Consider the following 23,057-nt stretch of genomic DNA (forward strand, 5'->3'; position numbering starts at 1 on the left):
GGGGCCCCCCCCCCCCCCCCGCCCGCGGGGGGGCGCAGCGGGAGCGCCTGCGGATCCGGCCCTGACGCGCCGCACCCCATTCAATCATGTGAAGGAGGACAAGCGATGGAAACCATCGTGATTGCAGGCGGCGGCGTGGCCGGGCTGGAACTGGCCACGCGCCTGGGACGAAAGCGCGGCGCGGCGCGGCGCGTGATCCTGATCGACAGCGCTCCCACCCACTTCTGGAAGCCGCTGCTGCACTCGGTGGCGGCCGGCCTGATCGATCCCAGCCACTACCACATCGACCTGGCGCGCCAGGCCATCGAAAGCGGCTTCGAATTCGTCTGCGGCGAGATCGTCGGCATCGACCGCGGCGCGCGGACCGTGAACGTGCGCCTGCGCCGTCCGCTGGCCCACGAGGGCACGGCCTCGGTGCAGTATGACCGCCTGGTGCTGTCCTTCGGCTCGATCACCAACTTCTTCGGCGTGCCTGGGGCGCAGCAGCACTGCCTGTCCCTGGACAGCGTGGGCCAGGCCGAAGCCTTCCGCCAGCGCTTCCTGAACGCCTGCGCCGCCACCGGCGGACGGCGCGAGACCTTCATGGATGCCGGTCTGCGCGACCCGGCCGCCCCGCTGCTCGACATCGTCATCGTCGGCGCCGGGCCCACCGGCATCGAGCTGGCGGCTGACCTGCGCCACACGGTCGACACCCTGGTGCGCTATCGCCTCAGCGGCCTGGCCGCATCGCGCCAGGTGCGCATCCGCATCCTGGAGCGCGGACCGCGCCTGCTGGCCGGGCTCGATCCATCGGTGTCGGCCCTGGCCGTGCGCAAGCTGGAGGAACTGGGGGTCGAGATTTGCACCAACACCGCTGTCGCCGAGGTGGGCGCGGATGAAGTGCGCACCGAAGACGGGCGCGTGTTCCCGGCGGCGCTCACCGTCTGGGCGGCCGGCGTGCGCGGCCCCGACCTGGCGATCACGCCGGCGCTGTCCGTCAACCGCAACAACCAGATCATGGTGGACGAACAGCTGCGCACCATCGACGACCACCGCATCCATGCGATGGGGGACTGCTGCTCGCTGCTCCAGCCGGAGCGCAAGCGGATGATTCCGCCCAGCGCCCAGGCGGCGCCAGCAATCGGGCTTCCTGTTCGAGCTGCTGACCCATGCCGCCGGCAAGACGCGGCCGCGCTTCCGCTACCGCGACTACGGCACCCTGGTGACCGTAGGACGTGCCGGCACCATCGGCATCCTGCTGCGCGCGGTGGGCCGCCGCAACCTGCGCGTGCGCGGCGCCATCGCCAGCATCATGTACCGCATGACCTACGAGCGCTACGTGATGTCGCATGTGGGGCCGCTGCGCATGCTGGGACACATGCTGGCGCGCTGGTGCCGCTCGAAGATGCTCATGCCGGTCAAATGGCATTGAACGCGGCCCGGCGCAGACGCGACGCGCCGGGTCTCAGCCGCCGGCCAGGTCGGCTTCCTTCGGCGCCAGGTGCCTGACGAGCAGCTGGTCGATGCGGTAGTGGTCGACATCGAGCACCTCGAACTTGATGCCCTGGTATTCGACGCTGTCGGTCCGCTTGGGCACCTTGCGCAGCATGTACATCATGAAGCCGGCGGCGGTCTCGTAGTTCTCTTCCTCGGGCAGGCTTTCCAGGCCGAGGGTGCGCTTGACGTCGCCGACCGGCGTGCTGCCGTCGATCAGCCACGAGCCGTCCTCGCGCTGCATGATCTGCTCGTCCTGCTCCATGGGATTGCCCCAGCTGCCCATCACGGTCAGCATGATGTCGCTCAGGGTGATCACGCCCATCACCAGCGCGTACTCGTTGATCACGACGGCGAAGGTTTCCTTGGTGGCGCGGAAGCGGTCGAGCAGCTCCGACAGGGTCAGGGTGTCGGGGATGATCAGGACGGTGCGGATGCTCGACTCGTTCAGCTGGAACAGCGACTGCTTGTTCAGCAGCCGCACCAGGATGTCGCGCGTGTCCACGTAGCCGATGACGCGGTCGATCGTGCCGTCGCAGACGGGGAACTTGGAATACTTGGCGATCTTCTCCCTGACGCTCTCCTCGGTCTCGTTCAGGTTGAAATACACCACGCTGTCGCGATTGGTCATGGCCGAGACGACCGAGCGCGATTCCAGCTCGAACACGTTCTCGATGAAATGCTGCTCCTGCTTCTGCAGGACACCCGCCTGGGCGCCGGCTTCCACCGCGGCGGAGATCTCGTCGAAGGTGATGCTGTCTTCCCGCGTCATGTCGACCTTGAACACGCGGAAGATCAGGTTGGCGACGAGATTGAGCGCCCAGGACAGCGGCTTGCAGATGCGAATGAATACCAGGACCGGATTGATGATCGCGACCGCGATGCGCTCCGGCGCGATCATGGCCAGGCGCTTGGGCATCAGGTCGGAAAACAGGATGAACAGGAAGGTGACAAACAGGAAGGACAGCGCGAAGCCGACGTTGTCGAGCCAGGGGCCGTTGTAGACGCCCGAGATCCATTCGATGAAATACGGACGCAAGGCGCCCTCGCCCAGGATGCCGCCGAGGATGGCGATCGCGTTGAGCCCGATCTGCGAAGCGGCGAAGAATTCGGCCGACTGGACCTGCAGTGCCATCACCTTCAGGGCGCGCTGGTCGCCCGCCTCCGCCAGCAGCTTGAGCTTGATCTTGCGCGCGCCGGCGAACGCGATCTCGGTAAGCGACAAGAATCCTGCGGCGAGCACCAGGCAGGCCAATAGCACGGCATGTTGAAACAAACTCACGGGGCACCTAAGGTTGAATACCAGCGAACGTCGCTCTCGGCAGTATAGATTTTGCAATTACCTATCGCAATAGCTGCGGACCTGGAGGGCCAACGCTAACCAGGCATCGGCCTGGGTCTGGGAATAGCGGAGCAAGATCAATCTGCGGCAGCCCCTCTTCTACCTACTGCGCCGTGCTTGTGGCGCGCAGCAGCCCGGCCACTACCGCCGCGCGACATGCAACCTGCGCCCGTGTCAGGTGTGCGTCCGCCGCACCAGCCCTCTGGTCAGTTTACCGGACCGGAGCGTCCGAACATCGCCAATCTACGCAGCGTGCGGAGGGCCGTCCGCGGGATCTTCATCCCATCCGTTCATGACGGTCGAGCTTATCGATCCTCAATTCCGCGCTTGCCTGAAAATGCCAGAATAGATTGTTCCGATTGGAAACTCACGGAGTACGCTGTGCAAAATGATAACGAGCTTGTCAATTTCATGCTGACGGAAAAAAAGCTGATCACCACCGACCGTCCTATCCGCATGACACTTGTTTATCAAAGGAAACAGATCTCCGACGTCCTGCTCCCTCAGTTTGTCCGCGGTACCGAATCCATTTGCGGTGGATTTGAGTATCAGGTCAATTGCGTTGCCACTTCCAACAGTCTGCCACTGAAGGAATTCATTGGCGTGCCCGCCGCCCTCGAGTTCGTCAATGATCGAGGCCAGTTGCGCAGGGTGTGTGGTCTCGTCACGCAGGCAAGCTCTGGCGAGTGCGATGGCGTGATCGCGAGCTACCAACTCGTCATTCGCGACGCCATGGCGGTCATGGAGCAACGTGTCAACACGCGCGTGTTCAGGAAAATGAGCTGGCCGCGGATCGTCACTGTCGTGTTGCAGGAATGGCTGCAGCTGAACAGCGCATTGAGTGGCTACTTCGACTTTGAACTCGCACCTGGCTTCCATCTGGAGAAATATCCCGAGCGCGAACAGACGATACAGTTCAACGAATCGGATGCAGCCTTTATCCGTCGACTGTTGGCGCGCTCCGGAGTTGCCTGGTTCTTCCGCCCCGGCTGCCACCCAGCACACCGGCAAGCAACTCACGACTCGGAATTGCCGGTGCATACTCTCGTGCTCTTTGACAACCCGCGTGACCTGAAGAAGAACGCGGCCGGCGTCGTACGCTACCACCGCGACAACGCGACCGAGCAGCGCGATTCGGTCACACGTTGGGGCGCGGTACGTAAGCTCCAGGCGGGCAGCGTCTGGGTTTTCAGTTGGGACTACAAGCGACCGGGAAACATTCCCGGGATGGCCGCTGAAATACCAGGCCAGATCAATCAAGGCCCATCCGGCAACCAGTTAGCTGGCGGAGTGCAAGAATACATCGTCGAATCACCGCATGCGGGCTCTGACGACAAGGAGCTATATCGCCTGGGCGTGCTGCGCATGCAGCGCAAGGAACTCGATGCAAAACGCTTCACCGGAGAAGGAAGCGTCCGCGACTTCTGTGCAGGCGAATACTTCACCATCAGCGACCACCCGGAAATCAATGGCCATCCTGGCCCCGAGCGCGATTTCATCATCACATCAATTGAAGTCAAGGCGCAGAACAACCTGCCAACAAGCTTGGAACAACGGATACAACGGCTGTTCCTTTTCAATGACTGGCGCGTTCCGGCGGGCATGCCCACTGATCTTTCCAGCGAAGATAACGCAAACCGTTTCCACATGCGATTCGAGGCGGTACGACGCACTATCCCGATCGTCCCGGCATTCGACCCGCGCACCGACCTGAGCGACCCGGGTTTGCAGATTGCAATCGTGGTTGGCAGAGAAAACGACGTCGTGCATTGCGACGAACTTGGCCGCGTGAAGATTCGATTTCCTGCGACGCGTCCGGAAGACCATCATCACGCACAAGGCGCGGGCGCATCCGACACGGATGCGGATTCCGCCTGGGTGCGGGTAGCTACAAATTGGGCTGGCAATGGATCCTCGCATTGCGGCACCCTGGCGCTACCCCGCGTGGGGACGGAAGTCCTGGTGGCTTTTCTCGGCGGCGATCCCGACAAGCCCATCATTATTTGCCAGCTTTTCAATGGGCGTGCCTTGCCTCCCCCCTTGAGCAATCGCGCCAACTTGCCGTCAACGCGCTTTCTTTCTGGCATGCGTAGCCAGGAGATTCACGGCGCGCGCATGAACCAGCTCCGGTTCGACGACACACCGCGCGAAATCAGCGCCCAGCTGGCAAGCGACGATGGCGCTTCGCAGCTGAATCTCGGATGGCTGACTCATCCACGGGGAGAAGACCGGCGCCCCCGCGGCGAAGGCGCTGAGCTGCGTAGTGACAAGGCCGTGGCAATCCGGGGTGGCAAAGGCGTGCTGGTCACCGCAAGCAATAACGACCAGGCCGAAGGCAAACAGCTGGACCGGGCCGAATTGATCGGCCTCGCCGACGGCTTGCGCGATATTGCCGACCAGCTCGCGAAACTCGCCGAAACCCACTCCAAAGACCCGGCAAACGGTCTGCAACTGGCGCAACTGGTCGACAAGCTCAGGCATCTGGATCACGGAACGAATGTCGCTGTTGGCGCAGGCGGCGGCACGGGCGGTGCACCCATTGTCGCAGTCAGCGGTCCCGCGGGAATTGTCGTGGCAAGCAATGAAAATCTGGCACTCGGTGCGGAAAAGAACGCCTACCTCATCACGGCTGCGGACACGCAGCTCACCGCTGGAGGACAAACATCGCTACGCGCGGCGCAGGGCGTCAGCGTCTTTGCCAATGACGGCGGCATGAAGCACATTGCCGCACGCGGCAACATGCAGACCGAAGCGCAGGACGGCACCATCGAACTCCTGGCAAAAAAGGTGATGGAACTGATTAGCACGACGGACTGGATCAACATCAAGGCCAGGAAGGGTGTCTGCATCTACGGCGGTGGCAGTGAATTGAAAATCAGCGAAGAGGGAATTATCGGCAGCACGACTGGAAACAGCCACGTCTACGCTGCCGACCACCAAACCTTTCCAAAACGGGCGCAGCAAACACAGTTCCCCGACGAGTTGCCGCATCACGACATTTGCATTCCTTGCATGCTGGCGGCAGCGCGTGCGCATAGTCCCTTGGTGGAGGCGGAATGAGCAACGGCGACCCGAATACCTTCGTCTATCTCCTGATCGACAACGGCATGCTCGACGAGATATCGGCAAGCTACACCGAAGATGCTCCCGAAAGCCGCCCGGCGTGGCTGGCGCCGATTTACCCAAACCGTGCCCTGGCGGTCAGCCCGCTCCTGGTCGACGTCGAAGCCGCTTACGAAGTCGGCGATCTCGATCGCGTCATGCGCCTCATGAACGCGCGCAAGCCTGCGCTGCACGTGTCGGTCATCGAGTCGGCGCTGAATATCGGCCAGCTTGCCCACCACCTGGGCAGATTCATTTTCATTCTTGATCCGGAGGGCAAGCAGTTCACGCTCAGGTATGCGGACTGCGCGGTTCTTGCATCGCTCTCGGAATTGCTGACGCCGGCACAGTGGGCCGCGATGTCAGGACCGATCGCACGTTGGACTATCCATCACCGTTCCGGCGCGCTTGTCCCGCTGCCACCGGCCGAGGCGACCACAGTTGCACTGACGCCCCTGCGCCTGGACCAGGATCAGCTGCTGGCCCTGGACGAGGCAAGCGAACCGGATCACTTCATCGCCAAGGTGAAGATGATGCGCAATGGCGAGGCCTTGCCCGGCAACGCGGTGGAACAGCACGAATGGGCGCAAGCGGCGCGCCGAGCCTGGCGAGCCGCCGGCAACGCGCACCCCCAAATTTTAATGTTCCTGACCGAGGCCGCGCTCCTGACCAAAGGCGCAATCCTGCGACGGCCGGAGGTCGCCGAATTCCTTGCGATGAATGAAGTCAGCGCGTTTCGAAGCAAATTGCGGGAACTCGTCGATGATCTACAGGCAAGACGCAGCTGGGCCAGCCAGGGAGCGGCCGTGGGCGACGATTCAAATGCAATCCCAATTGTTATCTAATACAGAGGCACTATGAAAATTCCTACCCTCTCGTTTGTGCGGTCGCATCCCATTGTGTCTTTACTGGCCTTGGGAGTGTTGCTTGGCTCCTATGCGCTACTCCACGCTCGCCCCAAGGGCAACGACCGTATGCCTGCTTCGATCGTCGGGGTCCAGCATCTAGGTTCCGACCATCTCATTCACGAATTTTACGTTAATAAAGGTTACTACGGTAACGTTGGCCAGGGGGGCGGCGGCGGCGGTTTCACATGTTGTGTCACGCTTCCGAAAAAATGGTATCCAGGATTGAAAGCAGATGTGCGATGGCAGGTGCACCGCATTATCAAACCGTCCAATCCAACGGAAGCAGAATCAGGGGAGATCGAGGGCAGATACCGTGCGCAGGTGCCCGTAGAGGAGTACCGCGAATCAGGCCTGTTTTTTGTTCACTTCTTCCCCAATGGTCGCGTGCGCATTGTTGTGAGTTCGTTTGATCATACTGCGGATGAGCACCCGATTAAATGGGGGAGTGCTCAAGAGAGCCTGTTAGCGACTGCAGGAGCGCCCATCAAGGAAATCTTCACTGCCGAAGAACACGCGGAGCTTGATCGCGAAGATGCCCGCGACAAGGCAAAATACGGAGACTGGCGATGAAACGGGCCGATGTCACCATAGCGCCCACAAAAAATGCACCGACCGCTGGAATAAGGCGAGTCGTTCCAGAATACGACTGCGATTTCAAGAAATGTGAAGTCACCTTGAACATTGGACTCTTTTTTGATGGAACAGGCAACAATAGAGACCGTGATCGTCGAGAACACGCAGACAGCAACATTGCACGGCTGCATGATGTCTATCTTCGTGAAAAAGACATGGGCTATCATCCGATTTATGTTCCTGGTGTCGGGACGAGATTTCCGGAAATCGGAGAGCACGACGAAAGCACCATGGGTTCGGCGTGTGCCTTCGGCTGTGAGGAGCGGGTCATTTTCGGTTTGTTGGCCGTTTTTAATTCGCTTCACTGGCGTTGCTTCACAAGCCTCATGTTTGATGAAGGCGCCGTGCTCGCCCTGTGCCGTAACAGCCGCAATGTAACCGACACGAACGATAGCGAATGTCTTGCCCGGCTCGGCACGCGCAGTGGCCTGCTGCAAGCGGCACTATCCAGCGACAGCGACCGCCGCGCGTTCCTGACTCGGCAGGCCCAGCTTCTGGAAGCAAAACTCAAGGGTAGAAAGCCCCACGTGGTTGAATGTTTCCTCGACGTATTCGGGTTTTCCAGGGGTGCCGCGGAAGCCAGGGTGTTCTGCCACTGGCTGGACGAATTGCTGGTCGGCGGCCGTCTGGCCGGTGTGCCCCTGCGCTTTCGCTTTGTCGGGCTCATCGACACCGTCGCCTCAGCGGGATTCTGGTCCGGCACCTCGGCGGTGCTTGCCAACTCGACCGGCGGACATGGCGCTTGGGCCAGTGGAGGATCGCTGCGAGTGCCGGCCTCCGTGCAGAATTGTGTTCACATGGTCGCAATGCATGAGCTTCGCCGGAATTTCCCTTTGGATGAAATCGGCATCGATGGGAAGCTGCAAGCAGGATGGATCCAGCACGCCTACCCGGGCGCGCACAGCGATGTCGGTGGCGGCTACCGCCCGGGTGAGTTCGGTGTCTCAGTGGGAAACAACCCGCAGCATGGCGACTCCCTGAAACTGTCCCAGATACCGCTGAACCACATGTTCGATTGTGCAGTTGCAGCTGGCGCCCCGATGAAACGCCCCATGGCAACTCCCGGTGTTCATGACCCATTCGCCGTCCACCCAGACCTGGCCAAAGCCTACGACGCATTCCTTGCACAAGCCACGCTGGCGCCCCGCCCAATGTATGCGTGGCTACAGCAGTATCTCAACTGGCGATGGCAGATGCGTAACCATTTCCACACGACCACTCAGGTCAGGCGAGCAAGCGACTCCGAACGAGAAATTCTGCTTGCGTTCAACAGGAGCCTGATCAGTGACGCCGCCGCTATGGCGCGATCCGCTGCGATGGGCCTGGGCCAGCGAACACTTGCGGTCGTCAAGGACATTTTCAATACCGGTGCGCGAAAGGACCTTCTGACAACCAGCGCATTGGACCCGGAAGCCCGGGACGTGTTTGCGCAGGCCCAGCGCGCCACACCGACTCCGCCTTCACTTGCCGCCCTGTTTGACGCTTACGTACATGATTCACTCGCAGGATTCAATATGCCAACATTGGAACTGACAGGTTATTGGCGCTATCGAAAAATCTTCCTGGGTAATGACGAGGCGCTTATCGCAGCCAATCAGGATGCCGATACGGCGCGCAGCGTCGCGTGATTCGCTCAAACGGAGCCCGCATGAAAGACCAACAAGGACGCGGAGTCATTAGGCTCGGCGACAAAACCACGCATGGCGGAGAAGTCATCTCGGCGGCGCAGGACTTCACCGTATTGGGGAAGCCGGTCGCTATCGAAGGCGATTCAACTTATTGCCCTAAATGCAAAGGAAAGTTTCCGATCCTGCCAAGCGGCAGCACGCGTAGGCACCATGGAAAGCTGGTTGCATACGATCAGGACCTCACTGCATGCGGTGCCAAGCTGATCTCATCGATCTGACGGCATCCGGGGTTATGACGCTTTTGAAACCTAGAATTCGAAAACGATTGGTATTTTCCTTTTTGGATAAGGTTGACTTCTGAGTTTGCCACGTTTGGCAAGTCATCGATTTAGACTCCCTATCCGCTTTAGCGACTTTTAATCGGTTGGGCATAGGTTCAAATGCCAAGTTACGCTGGACAGTATTAAGCAACAAAAAACCCGCTGTCTCTATGAGAGCAACGGGTTCTTTGATGCCCCTAAACATCTAGGGACTTTAATCTGGCGGAGAGGGTGGGATTCGCCTACATCCTGCAGGCCGCCCCGGCGCTTGCAAGCGCCGGTCTTCGAATCCCACGCGTGAGCCACATTGGTGGCTCACTCCTTCCGCATACGCAATAAAAAAGGCTCCCGTCGGGAGCCTTTTTTATTACTACTGGCGGAGAGGGTGGGATTCGAACCCACGGTACGGTCACCCGTACGCCTGATTTCGAGTCAGGTACATTCGACCACTCTGCCACCTCTCCTGATTCGGTCGATTCTTGCTGTGAGCTGCAAGAGGCCGCATTATAGCGGACGCCTTCTCAAGAAGGCAAGTGACGAACTGCAACTTTCGCACACCCGCTCAGAAGCACGACAAGCCCATGATGCGGTCGCCCATTTCGGCCCCCGCCATCACCATGCCCTGCCCCGCCGTCAGGCGCAGCTGTTCCCACTGCGCCAGGCCCACGTCCGGCACTGCCTGGCGCTGGCTGAGCAGCATCGCCAGCGTGAGCGCGTCGGCGGCGGCCTTCGAGGTACTGCCTGCGGTATGCGGGCGCGGCAGGAAGGCGGCGTCGCCGCACAGCAGCACCCGGCCGTCGAGCATCTTCGGCGCTTCCATGTCCATGATCGCCTGCACGTAAGGCGCCTTCGTCGTCTCGATCAGTACACGCAAGGACGGCGCCGCCAGTTGGCGTGCATCGCCGAGCAGCCCGGTAAGGTGCTCCGGACGCACCGCGCCCGGTGGCAGCGATGCGGGATCGGTGCGCCCGTCGCGGCTGGTGAGCAGCGCGGTCAAGGGCGCGCCCTGCCCCACGCGCCGGTACCAGATCCAGTTCCAGCGCCGCTCGCCTGCCTCGACCGACTCGTCCTGGCCCGGCACCAGGTAGGCCAGCAGCAGATGACTGTCGCCCTGCTGGAACACGAAGGCGCGATCGAGCTTCTCGCGCGTGGCCTGCGGCAGCAGCGCCTCGGGCACGGCGCCGCGCCAGGCCACGTAGCCGGCATAGCGCGGAGCGACATCGGGCTGCATCTGGCGACGGACCGTGGAACGGGCGCCATCAGCCCCGATGAGCAGGTCGGCCGTCTCGCTCGCGCCATCGGCGAAGTGGGCCGTGACGCGCTGGCCTTCCTGCTCGTAGCGCACGAAGGTCCGGCGGGCGTGCAGGCGGGCCTGCGGCAGTCCGCCGCGCAGCGCCCGGTACAGGATCTCGCACGAGGTCTGGGCCTGCGGCATGTGGCTGCGCTGGAGAATCCGGTCGCCTCGGTCGAGGTAGAGACGGTCGTCCGAAGGCACGCTCGGCAGCCGGTCCGGGTCCAGCTGGGCGAAGCGCAAGGCCATCAAGACGTCGGGCTGCAGCACGAGCCCGCCGCCATGCTTGCCCTGCCCGTCCGCCGAGCGCTCGAACACGTCCACCTCCCAGCCGACCGCGCGCAGCATCGCGGCCGCCAGCAGTCCGCCCAGCGAACCGCCGATGACGAGTGCACGCGGCGTGGCGGTCATGGCGCTCTCTTCCCGCGGCCGGCCATGCCCAACTTCAGCCCGTCACAACCGTGCGGACCGGCTGGCAGCATGATGGCCGCGTGTGCATGCATCGCGTCTCTCCCGGTGTATTTACCACCAGTGTAAGACGACTGACTTGCGTTGAGAACATGCCAATAAAAAGAATGTCTTGGACGGGCGTGCTGCGATACCCCACGAAGGTGTGGCCGGCAGCTCTTCCTTCGTCCGCATGGACGCGGACCGGCCCGGATTCCAGAATGGGACGGTGCGCCGCATTGGCGCCGCAACCATCCGCCTCACTGAAAGGAACAGCATGAAAGGCACCCGCACCCTCGACAAGGTCACCGTCCACGACGGCACCCAGATCCACGTCACCGACTGGGGCCACGGCGTCCCGGTCGTGTTCAGCCACGGCTGGCCGCTCTCGGGCGAGGCCTGGGAAGACCAGATGATGTTCCTGGCGGAGCACGGCTACCGCGTCATCGCCCACGACCGCCGCGGCCACGGCCGCTCGAGCAAGCCCTGGCACGGCAACGACATGGACACCTATGCCGACGACCTGGCCACCGTGATCGAGACCCTCGACCTGAGCGGCGCCATGCTGGTCGGCCACTCGACCGGCGGCGGCGAGGTGGCGCGCTACATCGGCCGCCACGGCGCCGGCCGCGTCGCCAAGGCCGTGCTGGTGGGCGCGGTGACGCCGCAGATGATGGTCTCGCCCGCCAATCCGCATGGCGTGCCGATGGACGTGTTCGACGGCATCCGCGACGGCGTGCGCGCCGACCGCGCGCAATTCTTCAAGGACCTGACCCTGCCCTTCTACGGCTACAACCGTCCGGACGCCAAGGTGTCGGAAGGCGTGCGCGACACCTTCTGGCTGCAGGGCATGCAATGCAGCCTGAAAAGCGCCTACGCCTGCATCAAGCAGTTTTCGGAGACCGACTTCACCGAGGACCTGAAGAAGATGGACATTCCCACCCTCGTGATCCACGGCGACGACGACCAGATCGTCCCGATCGACACCACCGCGCGCCGCGCCGTCGAGCTGCTGCCGCAAGGGACGCTGAAGGTTTATGCCGGCGGTTCGCACGGCCTGGCGACCACCCACAAGGACCAGCTCAGCGCGGACCTGCTGGCCTTCCTGCGGAGCTGACAGAAGCCGGGCCGTTCTGCGCGCAGCGGTAAGACATGGCCAGGTATACCATGTAGAGCGCGGAACGGCCCGCCGCATACCCGAGCAGGCACTCGTGCAAGCTCAGCGGCGCGACGAACACGGAAATCGTCATGACAAACAGCGCCACCTGCCACAGCAGCTCCATCTTCTGCTTCCCGGTCACATAGAACACGTAGCTGAGCGGGCTGGCGACAAAGTTGAGGAAGCACAAGGGAGCGAGGATGCGCGCCAGCTCCCCTGCCGGCCGCCAGGTGGGACCGAAGACCCAGCCGAACAGTTCGGGCGAAAACAGGAGCAGCACCAGCGAGGGCCCGAGGGCCAGCAGCACCAGCACCTTGAAGGTGGCGCGATAGACGTCGCGGCAATGTCCCGCAGACTCGAATTCGTGCACCGCTTGGCGCTTGAACACCTCCAGCACCGAGGTGGCGATCAGGGCGATGGGTGCATTGAGCACGCGCTGGGTCAGCGCGAACAGGCCGGCCGCCTGCACGCCGTGATGGATACCGATCATGAACAGCGGCAGCTGGCCGACCACGGTGTTAAGCAGGCTCGACGGCAAGGAAAAACGCCAGAAAGCCTGGTGCTTGGCGAGATAGCTGCGCTGCTCGTCGTCGAGGGTCAGCTTGATGCGCGCCGGCGGCGGCGACACCATCAGGCGCGCCGCCCACAGTCCGGCGCCGAGACCGATCAATTGCCCAGCCAGCAGGGCCGCGCCATGCAGGCCCGAATAGAGCAAGGCAAGCTGGCTGATGGCGGTGGTGCCGGCCGCCAGCACCTTGGCTTTCGCGGCCTTGTCGAACAGGTTGTGCGAGGCGGCATAGGCGAGCGTGGTTTGCGTGAACGCGGTGAGCCAGGTTCCCGCGCCGATGGTGAGCAGCGCGAACCAGGACATCGTACCCACGGCCGACAGGCCGGCCACGCGCGCCGCCACCACGCAGGCAGTCAGCGTCAGGGCCAACAGGGTCGCGAAATAGGCCACCACGCTGAAGCAGACGCGCTGCTGCCGCTTTTCGTGATCGAGCACCATTGCGGCTTCGAAACGCAGGGTGGCGACGATGGACGCTACCGCTATCACACCGAGCCAGACGCTGAAGGCCCCCATGTCGGAAGGCGTGCACATCCGCGTGAGCAAGGGCGCGACCAGCAAGGGCAAGGCTTGCGCACCCGTCGCGCCGGCCAGGACGGTGCTGAAGTTCTTCCAGAAGTCGGACCGCGGCATGCTCATGGGGACTGTTTGAACTTGATGACACCGCGACCATCACGGCCCTGGCGCGTGGGCATGACGGTTGCGATCAATTGACCAGCTAGCCAAGCTTCCCAGACATCGTACCGAGGCGGGGAACGGGCCTGTGCGGTGGGATCAAACGTCCGGTGTAAATTGGTGTAAATGCCCGGCGGCGGTGGATAGGGGGCGTTTCGCTCAGAGCAAGTGGCGCTCGAAGGATGCGAAAGAGGCATATTTAGTTTGCCCAAAAACCGTCGCCCCGGGCGAAGGCCGGGGCGACGGTTCTAAGACTAACTAAACAAAGTACCGCTAGTTTTGCGCAAGAAACAAAAAAGGCTCCCTTCGGGAGCCTTTTTCGCTACTACTGGCGGAGAGGGTGGGATTCGAACCCACGGTACGGTCACCCGTACGCCTGATTTCGAGTCAGGTACATTCGACCACTCTGCCACCTCTCCTGATTCGGTCGATTCTTGCTGTGAGCTGCAAGAGACCGCCATTATAGCGGCTCTCCCGGAAAATGGAAGGGAAAATTTCACGACAGTGTCATTTTCCCTGCTTTCCGTTCTCTCAGGCAGCCGGCGCCAGGCGCTCCAGGCCGCCCATGTAGGGACGCAGCACTTCCGGAATCACCACGCTGCCGTCCGCCTGCTGGTAGTTCTCCAGCACCGCCACCAAGGTGCGGCCCACCGCCAGGCCGGAGCCGTTCAGGGTGTGCAGCAGTTCCGGCTTGCCGGCGGCGTTGCGGAAGCGGGCCTGCATCCGGCGCGCCTGGAAGGCTTCGCAGTTCGACAGCGACGAGATCTCGCGGTAGGTGTTCTGCGCCGGCAGCCACACTTCGAGGTCGTAGGTCTTGGCGGCCGAGAAGCCCATGTCGCCGGTGCACAGCGACATGACGCGGTACGGCAGGCCCAGCGAGGTCAGGATGAACTCGGCCTGGCCGACCATCTCTTCCAGCGCCGCGTACGACTGCTCCGGGTGCACCACCTGGACCAGCTCGACCTTGTCGAACTGGTGCTGGCGGATCATGCCGCGGGTGTCGCGGCCGTAGCTGCCCGCCTCCGAGCGGAAGCACGGGGTGTGCGCGGTCATCTTGAGCGGCAGCTGGTCCAGCGCCACGATCTCGTCGCGCACCACGTTGGTCAGCGACACTTCCGAGGTCGGGATCAGGTAGAAGTTCTCGCCCTCGCCTTCCGCGCCGCCCTTCTTCACCGAGAACAGGTCGGCTTCGAACTTCGGCAGCTGGCCGGTGCCGCGCAGCGAGTCGGCATTCACCATGTACGGGGTGTAGCACTCGGTATAGCCGTGCTGGCCGGTGTGGGTGTCCAGCATGAACTGCGCCAGCGCGCGGTGCAGGCGGGCCATGCCGCCTTTCATCATCGAGAAGCGCGAACCAGTGAGTTTGGTCGCGGTATCGAAGTCCAGGCCCAGCTTTTCGCCGATGTCGACGTGGTCCTTGACCTCGAAGTCGAAGCTGCGCGGGATGCCCACCTTGCGCACTTCGACGTTGCCCGATTCGTCCGTGCCCTGAGGGGCGCTTTCGTGCGGCAGGTTCGGCACCGCTTCCATGAAGCGCGCCATTTTCGCCTGCACCTCGCCGAGGGCGACTTCGTTGGCCTTGAGCTCGTCGCCCAGGCCGGCCACTTCGGCCATCACGGCCGTGGTGTCTTCGCCTTTGCCCTTGAGCATACCGATCTGCTTCGACAGCGAGTTACGCTTGCCCTGCAGTTCCTCGGTACGCGTCTGGATCGCCTTGCGTTCCGCTTCGATGGCATTGAAGGTGGCCACGTCGAGCTGGAACTTGCGCGTCGCCAGGCGCGCTGCGACGGTGTCGATGTCTTTGCGAAGAAGTTGGATGTCAATCATGTCGGGGTGGACTTGCGTATGTCGAAAACACAATTGTACCAAGCCGACAGCCAATATTTGCGAGATTCAGCAGCAATGCGGGCAATCGCGCTGCCGGGCCTCCCGCCAGCCCTCGGGAATTAACCGTTCAGGCTGGCTTTCTCGGCGGCGCTCAGGCGCGGTGCGCTGATCACGATGGTCTGCACATGCATGTCGGCGAGGGCCGGGGTGGTCGATTGCAGGATCTCGACAGGACGCTCGTTGGCGGTAGCGAAGCTGACGGTCAGGCCCAGGGCTGCAGCGGCGAGGAACAGGGCTTCGAAGTTTTTACGGATGTTCATGGTGCTCTCCTTCAGGTCAAATGTGATTCGGTATGATTGAACTTTACCGATCGACCCTCGGAGCCGCCATCGACTTGCGATGAAGCGCAAAAAAGATGGCGCAGAATGCGGAATTCGCGGACGGAGCGTGCGATGAATGCGCGATGCGCACAGTAGCGCGCAGATGAGCCCAGCCTGCGCGCCCTACGTGCCCGGCTACCCTTCTCCGCCCGAGCGCGCCTCGTCGTCGAGGCTGCGCAGCCAGGCCAGTTTCTCGCCGATTTTCGCCTCCAGCCCGCGCGGCACGGGCTCGTACCAGCCGGGCTCCGGCATCCCGTCCGGCAGGTAGGTTTCGCCCGCCGCATACGCATGCGGTTCGTCGTGCGCGTAGCGGTATTCGTGGCCGTAGCCGAGTTCCTTCATCAGCTTGGTCGGTGCGTTGCGCAGGTGGACCGGCACCTCGCGCGACTTGTCCTTCCTCACGAAGGCCATGGCCGCGTTGAAGGCGTTGTAGCCGGCGTTGCTCTTGGCCGCCATCGCCAGGTAGATGACGGCCTGGCCCAGCGCCAGCTCGCCTTCCGGCGAGCCGAGCCGCTCGAAGGTGGTGGCGGCGTCGTTGGCCAGCTGGATGGCGCGCGGGTCGGCGATGCCGATGTCTTCCCAGGCCATGCGCACGATGCGGCGCGACAGGTACTTGGGGTCGGCGCCGCCGTCCAGCATGCGGCACAGCCAGTACAGGGCCGCGTCCGGGTTCGAGCCGCGCACCGATTTGTGCAGGGCCGAGATCTGGTCGTAGAAGTTGTCGCCGCCCTTGTCGAAACGGCGTGCGTTGAGCGTCAGCGCGTTCTCCACGAACTCGGCGGTGATGCGCTGGATGCCGGCCGTGTCGGCCGAGGTCTTGGTCTGCTCCAGCAGGTTGAGGAAGCGGCGCGCATCGCCGTCGGCATAGCCGACCAGGGTGTCGATGGCCACTTCGTCGAACGTCAGGTGCTGCAGCACGCGCTCCTGGGCGCGCTTGAGCAGCTGGCGCATCTCCTTGTCGCTCAGGGCCTTGAGCACATATACCTGGGAGCGCGACAGCAATGCCGAGTTGACCTCGAAGGATGGGTTCTCGGTTGTCGCGCCGATCAGGGTGACCAGGCCCGATTCGACGAAGGGCAGCAAGGCGTCCTGCTGCGACTTGTTGAAGCGGTGGATCTCGTCGATGAACAGGATGGTGTGCTTGCCCTGCTGGAGGTAATGCTCGGCCTGCTCGACGGCGGCGCGGATGTCCTTCACGCCGGACAGCACGGCCGACAAGGCGATGAACTCGCAGTCGAAGGCATACGCGGTGAGGCGCGCGAGCGTGGTCTTGCCGACGCCGGGCGGGCCCCACAGGATCATCGAATGCGGCTTGCCCGACTTGAACACCAGGTTCAGGGGCTTGCCTTCGCCCAGCAGGTGGCTCTGGCCGATCACTTCCCCGATGGTGCGCGGACGCAGGGCTTCAGCCAGGGGTGGCGAGGGTTCGGTCTTGAAAAGGTCATCCATGGCGGCCTCCGGCAAGGCGCGCCGCGCGGGCGGGCGTCTGGTTCATCTGTACATCGAGGTTGTCTAGGCGCCTAGTGTAGCCGATCAGTGCCGCCGCCGCGCTGACGCCACGCGGCACTCCTTATAATGACGGCTTCTCCTTCCTCTTTTCGCTCATCATGCCCGTCTTGATCATGCAGGACACCTGGCTGCGCTGGACCAAGGCCACGCGCGCCGCCGCCGAAGCGCCCGCCCGGCTTGCCGTGCCGCGCGCCCACCTGCTGCCGCAACTGAGCAACGACGGCACGCTGCGCCACGAGATCATGGCGCTGGAACAGGACGGTTTCATACCGGTGGAACGCATTCGCAGTTTCGGCGATCCCGCCTGGCACGAGGACCGTCCGCTACGGCCGGACAACGTCCGGGCGCACAGGACACGCGATGGGTTCGAGGTCAGGCTGGACCAGCCCTGGAGCGGGATGCTCACCACGCGCTGGCCGGGCCATCTGCCGGCGCCGCTGTTCACGGGACAGCTGGGCGAGGCGGTGCGGATCGACTGGAACGGACGCTTCCACGCATCGCTGGGCGGCTCGAACCGTTCCTACTTCTATGAAGAGCACACGGTCTGGGTCGCGCTGCTGGAGGCGCCCACTGACCGTGCGCTGGTCGACCTGGCGCCGCGCAAGCACATCGACTTGCGCACGCAGATCTATTGAGGTTTATTGCTTGACGACGTCCGCGCCCTGCGGGATCTCGAACTTGAACTGCTGGGCCGCCAGCTGGGGATTGCGCTGGAAGCTGGTGAACTTCAGCACCGAGGTCTGGCCGAAGCTGTCCTTCAGTTCCATCGCCACCGGCACCCCGCCCTTCAGGCCGATGCTGATCTGCTCGAAGGTGGTGTCCTTGGCCTTGGGCACGGCGTTCAGCCATTCGGCGCCGTCGCGCTCGCCCGCTTCGGACAGGGTGAAGTTCTGCTCCAGGTTGTTACTGCCGAACAGGATCGCGGCCGGCGAGGAGCCGAGCGCATTGCCCAGCTTCTTGACCGTCACCTGGTTCAGGTCCTTGTCGTAGATGTAGAGCTGGTCGCCGTCGGCCTGCAGCACCTGTTCGTAGGGCTTCTGATAGGTCCAGATGAACTTGCCGGGACGGGCGAACACGAAGCTGCCGCTCGACACCGGGGCGGCCTTGCCGCTCTTGGTCTTGCCTTGCTGCTGCTGGGTGAATTCGCCTTTGGCGGCCTTGGTGCCGGAGGCGAAGGCTTTCAGCTGGTCCAGGGCGCCGGCTTGGGCGGCGCCGGACAAGGCCAGGGTAGCGATCAGTGCGCTAATGTGAGTCGTGAATTTCATCGGCATTCCTCTTGTTGGGTCCGCCGCCGCGCGTAGCGCGCGTCGGCGGATTATTCGGCGCTGGCAGCCGGGACCAGGATGTCGCGGTTGCCGTTCGATTGCATCGGCGAGACCACGCCGCTCTGCTCCATCTGTTCCAGCAGGCGCGCGGCGCGGTTGTAGCCGATGCGCAGGTGGCGCTGCACCAGCGAGATCGATGCGCGGCGGTTCTTGAGCACCACCTGCACCGCCTGGTCGTACATGGCGTCGGACTCGCCGCCGCCCTCGCCCGCCGGCACCCCGTCGGCGCCGCCGCCTTCTTCCAGCGTGCCGCCTTCGAGAATGCCCTCAATGTAATTCGGTTCGCCCAGCGATTGAAGATGTTTTACAACTCGATGCACTTCGTCGTCGGAGACGAAGGCGCCGTGCACGCGGATCGGCAGGCCGGTACCCGGCGGCATGTAGAGCATGTCGCCCATGCCCAGCAGGGTTTCGGCGCCCATCTGGTCGAGAATGGTGCGCGAATCGATCTTCGACGACACCTGGAAGGCGATACGGGTCGGGATGTTGGCCTTGATCAGGCCGGTGATCACGTCCACCGACGGCCGCTGCGTAGCAAGAATGAGGTGGATGCCGGCCGCGCGCGCCTTCTGCGCGATACGGGCGATCAGCTCTTCCACCTTCTTGCCCACGACCATCATCAGGTCGGCCAATTCGTCGATGATGATGACGATGGTCGGCAGCTTTTCCAGCGGCTCGGGATTGTCCGGCATGATCGAGAACGGATTCGGGATGTGCTCCTCGCGCTTGGCCGCTTCCATGATCTTGCCGTTGTAGCCGGCCAGGTTACGCACGCCCAGCTTCGACATCAGCTTGTAGCGGCGCTCCATCTCGTTCACCGCCCAGTTCAGGGCGTGTCCGGCCTGGCGCATGTCGGTCACGACCGGCGCCAGCAGGTGCGGGATGCCCTCGTAGACCGACATTTCCAGCATCTTCGGGTCGATCAGGATCAGGCGCACGTCGGCCGGGTCGGACTTGTACAGCAGCGACAGGATGGTCGCGTTGATGCCCACCGATTTACCCGAGCCGGTCGTACCCGCCACCAGCAGGTGGGGCATCTTGGCCAGGTCGGCGCAGACCGGCTTGCCGGCGATGTCCTTGCCCAGCGCAACCGTCAGGGCCGAGGCGCTGTCGCCATAGACCTTCGAACCGACGATCTCGGACAGGCGCACGATCTGGCGCTTCGGATTCGGCAGCTCGAGCGCCATGTAGTTCTTGCCCGGGATGGTCTCGACCACGCGGATGGAGGTGAGCGACAGCGAACGCGCCAGGTCGCGCGCCAGGTTGACGATCTGGCTGCCCTTGACGCCGGTAGCCGGCTCGATCTCGTAGCGGGTGACGACCGGACCCGGATAGGCGGCCACCACCTTGGCTTCGACGCCGAAGTCGGACAGCTTCTTCTCGATCAGGCGGCTGGTGAACTCCAGGGTCTCGACGGCCACGGTTTCCTGGGCCGGCGGGGCTTCGTCCAGCAGCGCCAGCGGCGGCAGGGGCGAGTCGCCCGCCAGTTCGTGGAACAGCGGTGTCTGCATTTCCTTCTGGGCGCGCTCGGACTTGGGCACGCTGACCATTTGCGGCTCGATCTTGATGCTCGGCGCCGCGGCCTGGGCGCTCGGCAACGGCTGGGCAGCCGGCACCGGGGCCGGCGCCGCAGCGGGTGCGGCGCTCGCAGCGGGCGCGGGGGGCGGCAGCGAATCGAAAGTCGGCTCGGCCTTGACCACGGCGATCGGCGCGTTCGAATGCTTCTCGGTGAACTTGGCGCGCTCATGCACCACCACTTCGTCGCGCTTGACGGCGGCGGCTTCGCCCTGCCTGCGGTCTTCGCGGTCTTCGTAGCGCAGGCGGAACCAGTCCACGGCGCGCTCGACAGTCTCGCCGATGCGCTCGGCCACGGCCAGCCAGGATACCTGGAAGAACAGCGAAAAGCCCAGGCCGAACAGCAGCAGCAGGAGCAAGGTGGCGCCGGTGAAGCCGAAAGTCACGTGGGCGCTGTGGCCGATCAGCTGGCCGAGCACGCCGCCGGGCGCGCGCGGCAATTCGACGTCCCAGGACCACATGCGCAGGTATTCCAGGCCCAGGCTGCCGGCGAACATCAGCGCAAAGCCGATCCAGCGCACGTACAGCTCGCCGTGGTGCTCGGGCTCGTCGGACACGGTGCCCAGCTTGTCTGTCAGGCGGCGCCAGCCCTGCCATACCTGGCGCAGGAAGATCACGCCCCACCACCAGGCGGAGAAACCGAAGATGAACAGCAGCAGGTCGGACAGCCAGGCGCCGGCGCGGCCGCCCAGGTTGGCGATCTTGGGGACGACGTTGGCGTGCGACCAGCCGGGGTCGGCCTTATTATAACTTAACAAAATGAGCACGAAATACAGGAAGGCCACCGCGCCGGCGATCCAGCGCGCTTCCGACAGCAGGCGCGAAAGGCGGCCTGGCAGCGGCCGGCGAGCGGCGCCCTGGGTACGGGTGTAACCTGAAGTGCTGGCAGTTGAATTCTTGCTCATGCTGGGGTACTGCGGAAGTGTTCGCTAAGGACGATCCAGCCATTTTAAAGGATATATGGTCGCGTTGGACCACGATTCATGCTTACGTGCATCATCGTCTATAATCCCGCCTGCTCTCGCCGGACCTCGCGGGCCTTGATTCTGCCCCGGCCGTCCCCAATTTCCGTCTGTCTATATATTAGGAAGTGCCGCCATGACTACTACCAAACACGCCAAAGTCCTGATTCTCGGTTCCGGTCCCGCCGGCTACAGTGCTGCCGTGTACGCAGCCCGCGCGAACCTGAAGCCGATGCTGGTGACTGGCGTCGAGCAAGGCGGCCAACTGATGACGACCACCGACGTGGAAAACTGGCCGGGCGACCCGATGGGCGTGCAGGGCCCGGAACTGATGCAGCGCCTGCTGCAGCACGCCGAGCGCTTCAGCACCGAGATCGTGTTCGACCATATCCACACGACTTTCCTGAATGAAAAGCCGATCCGCCTGAAGGGCGACGCCCACGAATACACCTGCGACGCCCTGATCATCGCCACCGGCGCCTCGGCGCAGTACCTGGGCCTGGAATCGGAACAGGCTTTCATGGGCCGAGGCGTGTCGGCCTGCGCCACCTGCGACGGCTTCTTCTACCGCAACCAGGAAGTGGCGGTGATTGGCGGCGGCAACACCGCGGTCGAGGAAGCCCTGTACCTGTCGAACATCGCCTCCAAGGTCACCCTGATCCACCGCCGCGACAAATTCCGCGCCGAGCCGATCCTGGTCGACCGCCTGCTGCACAAGGTCGAGGAAGGCAAAGTGGTGTTGGAATATAACCACACCCTGGACGAAGTCCTGGGCAACGAAGGCGGCGTGACCGGCCTGCGCATCAAGTCGACCACCGACGGCGCGACCAAGGACCTGACCGTGCACGGCCTGTTCGTGGCGATCGGCCACAAGCCGAACACCGGGATCTTCGAAGGCCAGCTCGAAATGAAGGACGGCTATATCAAGACCCAGTCCGGCACCGAAGGCATGGCCACCGCGACCAGCGTCCCGGGCGTGTTCGCCGCCGGCGACGTGCAGGATCACATCTATCGTCAAGCGATCACCAGCGCCGGCACCGGCTGCATGGCTGCGCTCGACGCCCAGCGCTACCTGGAAGCGCTGGAGGGCTGACAAGGAACAGCGATGGCGGGCATGAAGGATTTCTCCGAACTCAAGGGCTTGCGCGACAAGCTCAAGGAAGACGAGCGCCTGCGCGCCATCGAGAAGGCCGAGCGCGAGAAGCGGGAGCGCATCGCGCGCGAGCGCGCTGTGGAATTCCGCAGCGCGATGCAGGACGTCAAGAAGATGCCCGAGTCGAACCGCTACGTGCACCGCCCGGTGTACGTAGCGCCCAACAAGGCCGCCCAGTCCGCCAGGCCCCTCACTCCCGAGGAGGAAACCGAGGCGGTGCTGCGCGAATCGCTGTCGGACCAGTTCGACGTCGAAGGCCTGCTGGACGAAGACCCCACCCTCAGCTACGCCCAGGACGGCGTCGGCCCGGACGTGGTGCGCAAACTGCGCAAGCGCCACTGGCCGGTGCAGGACGAGCTCGACCTGCACGGCATGAACCGCGACGAAGCGCGCGATGCGCTCACCGATTTCCTCCACCGCGCCAACAAGCGCGGCGTGCGCTGCGTGCGCGTCATCCACGGCATCGGCTATGGCTCGCCCAAGGGCGAACCGGTGCTGCGCGGCATCGTGCACAGCTGGCTGGTACAGAAGAGCGAAGTGATCGCCTTCTGCGTCGCCGGCAAGACCGACGGCGGCCACGGGGCGCTGATCGTGCTGCTGCGGCCTGCCCTCGACTATTGAACGTCGCCACGCCCTGTTGACAAGAAGGCGTGTCTTTCTTGTTACATACTTTCCTCTCAATGTTGCAATTCGCACCCGGAATCCTCTGTGAGCGTTAGAATGCGCACGAACCCGTGCATATGCGCGCGCCTATGCTTGACACTTCACTGAGAGGAAGGACGA

The 23,057-nt window shown here is 63.3% G+C and carries 18 protein-coding genes and 2 tRNA genes; 10 read left to right on the forward strand and 10 right to left on the reverse strand.

What is annotated here, in order from left to right; genetic code table 11:
* Positions 1 to 105 precede the first annotated feature (105 nt).
* Entirely contained in the window at positions 106 to 1,488 is a 1,383-nt protein-coding gene (locus KBW95_RS22445) for an NAD(P)/FAD-dependent oxidoreductase (protein ID WP_211529382.1), read from the forward strand.
* Here KBW95_RS22445 and KBW95_RS22450 read toward each other — a convergent pair.
* On the reverse strand, positions 1,445 to 2,755 hold the full coding sequence (locus KBW95_RS22450; RefSeq protein WP_211526320.1) for a hemolysin family protein: 1,311 nt from the start codon (positions 2,753 to 2,755) through the stop codon (positions 1,445 to 1,447). The genes KBW95_RS22445 and KBW95_RS22450 overlap by 44 nt on opposite strands.
* A gap of 441 nt (positions 2,756 to 3,196) precedes the next feature.
* Between KBW95_RS22450 and KBW95_RS22455 the strand changes: the two genes are divergently transcribed.
* The 5 genes from KBW95_RS22455 to KBW95_RS22475 are packed head-to-tail and all read left to right on the forward strand — an operon-like array spanning position 3,197 to position 9,364.
* The gene (locus KBW95_RS22455) at positions 3,197 to 5,875 is read left to right on the forward strand and encodes a type VI secretion system Vgr family protein (RefSeq protein WP_211529383.1); all 2,679 of its coding nucleotides are present in this window, start codon (positions 3,197 to 3,199) and stop codon (positions 5,873 to 5,875) included.
* Positions 5,872 to 6,762, forward strand: coding sequence for a DUF4123 domain-containing protein (locus KBW95_RS22460; RefSeq protein WP_211529384.1), 891 nt, complete (start codon positions 5,872 to 5,874; stop codon positions 6,760 to 6,762). The genes KBW95_RS22455 and KBW95_RS22460 overlap by 4 nt, the downstream gene beginning before the upstream one ends.
* A gap of 12 nt (positions 6,763 to 6,774) precedes the next feature.
* A complete protein-coding gene (locus KBW95_RS22465; RefSeq protein WP_211529385.1) occupies positions 6,775 to 7,395 on the forward strand; it encodes a DUF3304 domain-containing protein in 621 nt (206 codons plus the stop codon).
* Positions 7,392 to 9,086, forward strand: a complete 1,695-nt coding sequence (locus tag KBW95_RS22470; RefSeq protein WP_211529386.1) for a DUF2235 domain-containing protein — start codon at positions 7,392 to 7,394, stop codon at positions 9,084 to 9,086. The genes KBW95_RS22465 and KBW95_RS22470 overlap by 4 nt, the downstream gene beginning before the upstream one ends.
* Before the next feature lie 20 nt (positions 9,087 to 9,106).
* Positions 9,107 to 9,364 carry a PAAR domain-containing protein gene (locus KBW95_RS22475; RefSeq protein ID WP_211529387.1) on the forward strand — a complete coding sequence of 86 codons (258 nt, stop codon included), beginning with the start codon at positions 9,107 to 9,109 and terminating at the stop codon, positions 9,362 to 9,364.
* Between the two features lie 416 nt (positions 9,365 to 9,780).
* On the opposite strand, the gene KBW95_RS22480 is transcribed toward KBW95_RS22475, so the two are convergent.
* Positions 9,781 to 9,870: transfer RNA gene (locus tag KBW95_RS22480), tRNA-Ser, on the reverse strand.
* Between the two features lie 98 nt (positions 9,871 to 9,968).
* Complete coding sequence (locus KBW95_RS22485; RefSeq protein WP_211529388.1) at positions 9,969 to 11,108, reverse strand: FAD-dependent monooxygenase; 1,140 nt, start codon at positions 11,106 to 11,108, stop codon at positions 9,969 to 9,971.
* A 313-nt stretch (positions 11,109 to 11,421) separates the two neighbouring features.
* On the opposite strand from KBW95_RS22485, the gene KBW95_RS22490 reads away from it, so the two are divergent.
* Entirely contained in the window at positions 11,422 to 12,261 is an 840-nt protein-coding gene (locus tag KBW95_RS22490) for an alpha/beta fold hydrolase (protein WP_211529389.1), read from the forward strand.
* Here the strand turns inward: KBW95_RS22490 and KBW95_RS22495 are convergent.
* From KBW95_RS22495 to KBW95_RS22515, 5 genes are all read right to left on the reverse strand, one after another.
* Positions 12,227 to 13,507, reverse strand: a complete 1,281-nt coding sequence (locus KBW95_RS22495) for a lipopolysaccharide biosynthesis protein (protein WP_211529390.1) — start codon at positions 13,505 to 13,507, stop codon at positions 12,227 to 12,229. The genes KBW95_RS22490 and KBW95_RS22495 overlap by 35 nt on opposite strands.
* 365 nt (positions 13,508 to 13,872) lie before the next feature.
* A tRNA-Ser gene (locus tag KBW95_RS22500) sits at positions 13,873 to 13,962 on the reverse strand.
* A 112-nt stretch (positions 13,963 to 14,074) separates the two neighbouring features.
* Positions 14,075 to 15,370: a serine--tRNA ligase gene (serS, locus tag KBW95_RS22505; protein WP_211526328.1), complete on the reverse strand. Its 1,296-nt coding sequence runs from the start codon at positions 15,368 to 15,370 to the stop codon at positions 14,075 to 14,077.
* Between the two features lie 119 nt (positions 15,371 to 15,489).
* A complete protein-coding gene (locus KBW95_RS22510; protein WP_211526329.1) occupies positions 15,490 to 15,690 on the reverse strand; it encodes a hypothetical protein in 201 nt (66 codons plus the stop codon).
* 195 nt (positions 15,691 to 15,885) lie between these two features.
* Positions 15,886 to 17,199: a replication-associated recombination protein A gene (locus KBW95_RS22515; protein WP_211529391.1), complete on the reverse strand. Its 1,314-nt coding sequence runs from the start codon at positions 17,197 to 17,199 to the stop codon at positions 15,886 to 15,888.
* Between the two features lie 158 nt (positions 17,200 to 17,357).
* Here KBW95_RS22515 and KBW95_RS22520 point away from each other — a divergent pair, with 158 nt between their 5' ends.
* Positions 17,358 to 17,894, forward strand: coding sequence for a hypothetical protein (locus KBW95_RS22520; protein WP_211526331.1), 537 nt, complete (start codon positions 17,358 to 17,360; stop codon positions 17,892 to 17,894).
* Positions 17,895 to 17,897: 3 nt separating this feature from the next.
* Here the strand turns inward: KBW95_RS22520 and lolA are convergent, their stop codons facing one another.
* A complete protein-coding gene (gene lolA, locus KBW95_RS22525; RefSeq protein ID WP_229429952.1) occupies positions 17,898 to 18,524 on the reverse strand; it encodes an outer membrane lipoprotein chaperone LolA in 627 nt (208 codons plus the stop codon).
* Positions 18,525 to 18,574: 50 nt separating this feature from the next.
* Positions 18,575 to 21,064: a DNA translocase FtsK gene (locus tag KBW95_RS22530; RefSeq protein WP_211526333.1), complete on the reverse strand. Its 2,490-nt coding sequence runs from the start codon at positions 21,062 to 21,064 to the stop codon at positions 18,575 to 18,577.
* Between the two features lie 193 nt (positions 21,065 to 21,257).
* On the opposite strand from KBW95_RS22530, the gene trxB reads away from it, so the two are divergent.
* Together trxB and KBW95_RS22540 are read left to right on the forward strand one after the other, a co-directional pair.
* Positions 21,258 to 22,214 (forward strand): thioredoxin-disulfide reductase, encoded by a 957-nt coding sequence (gene trxB / locus KBW95_RS22535; RefSeq protein ID WP_211526334.1) that lies wholly within the window; start codon positions 21,258 to 21,260, stop codon positions 22,212 to 22,214.
* Positions 22,215 to 22,226: 12 nt separating this feature from the next.
* Positions 22,227 to 22,895: a Smr/MutS family protein gene (locus KBW95_RS22540; RefSeq protein WP_211526335.1), complete on the forward strand. Its 669-nt coding sequence runs from the start codon at positions 22,227 to 22,229 to the stop codon at positions 22,893 to 22,895.
* Positions 22,896 to 23,057: the final 162 nt, after the last annotated feature.

It is taken from the genome of Massilia sp. ZL223 (assembly GCF_018119395.1).
Lineage (GTDB): Bacteria > Pseudomonadota > Gammaproteobacteria > Burkholderiales > Burkholderiaceae_D > Telluria.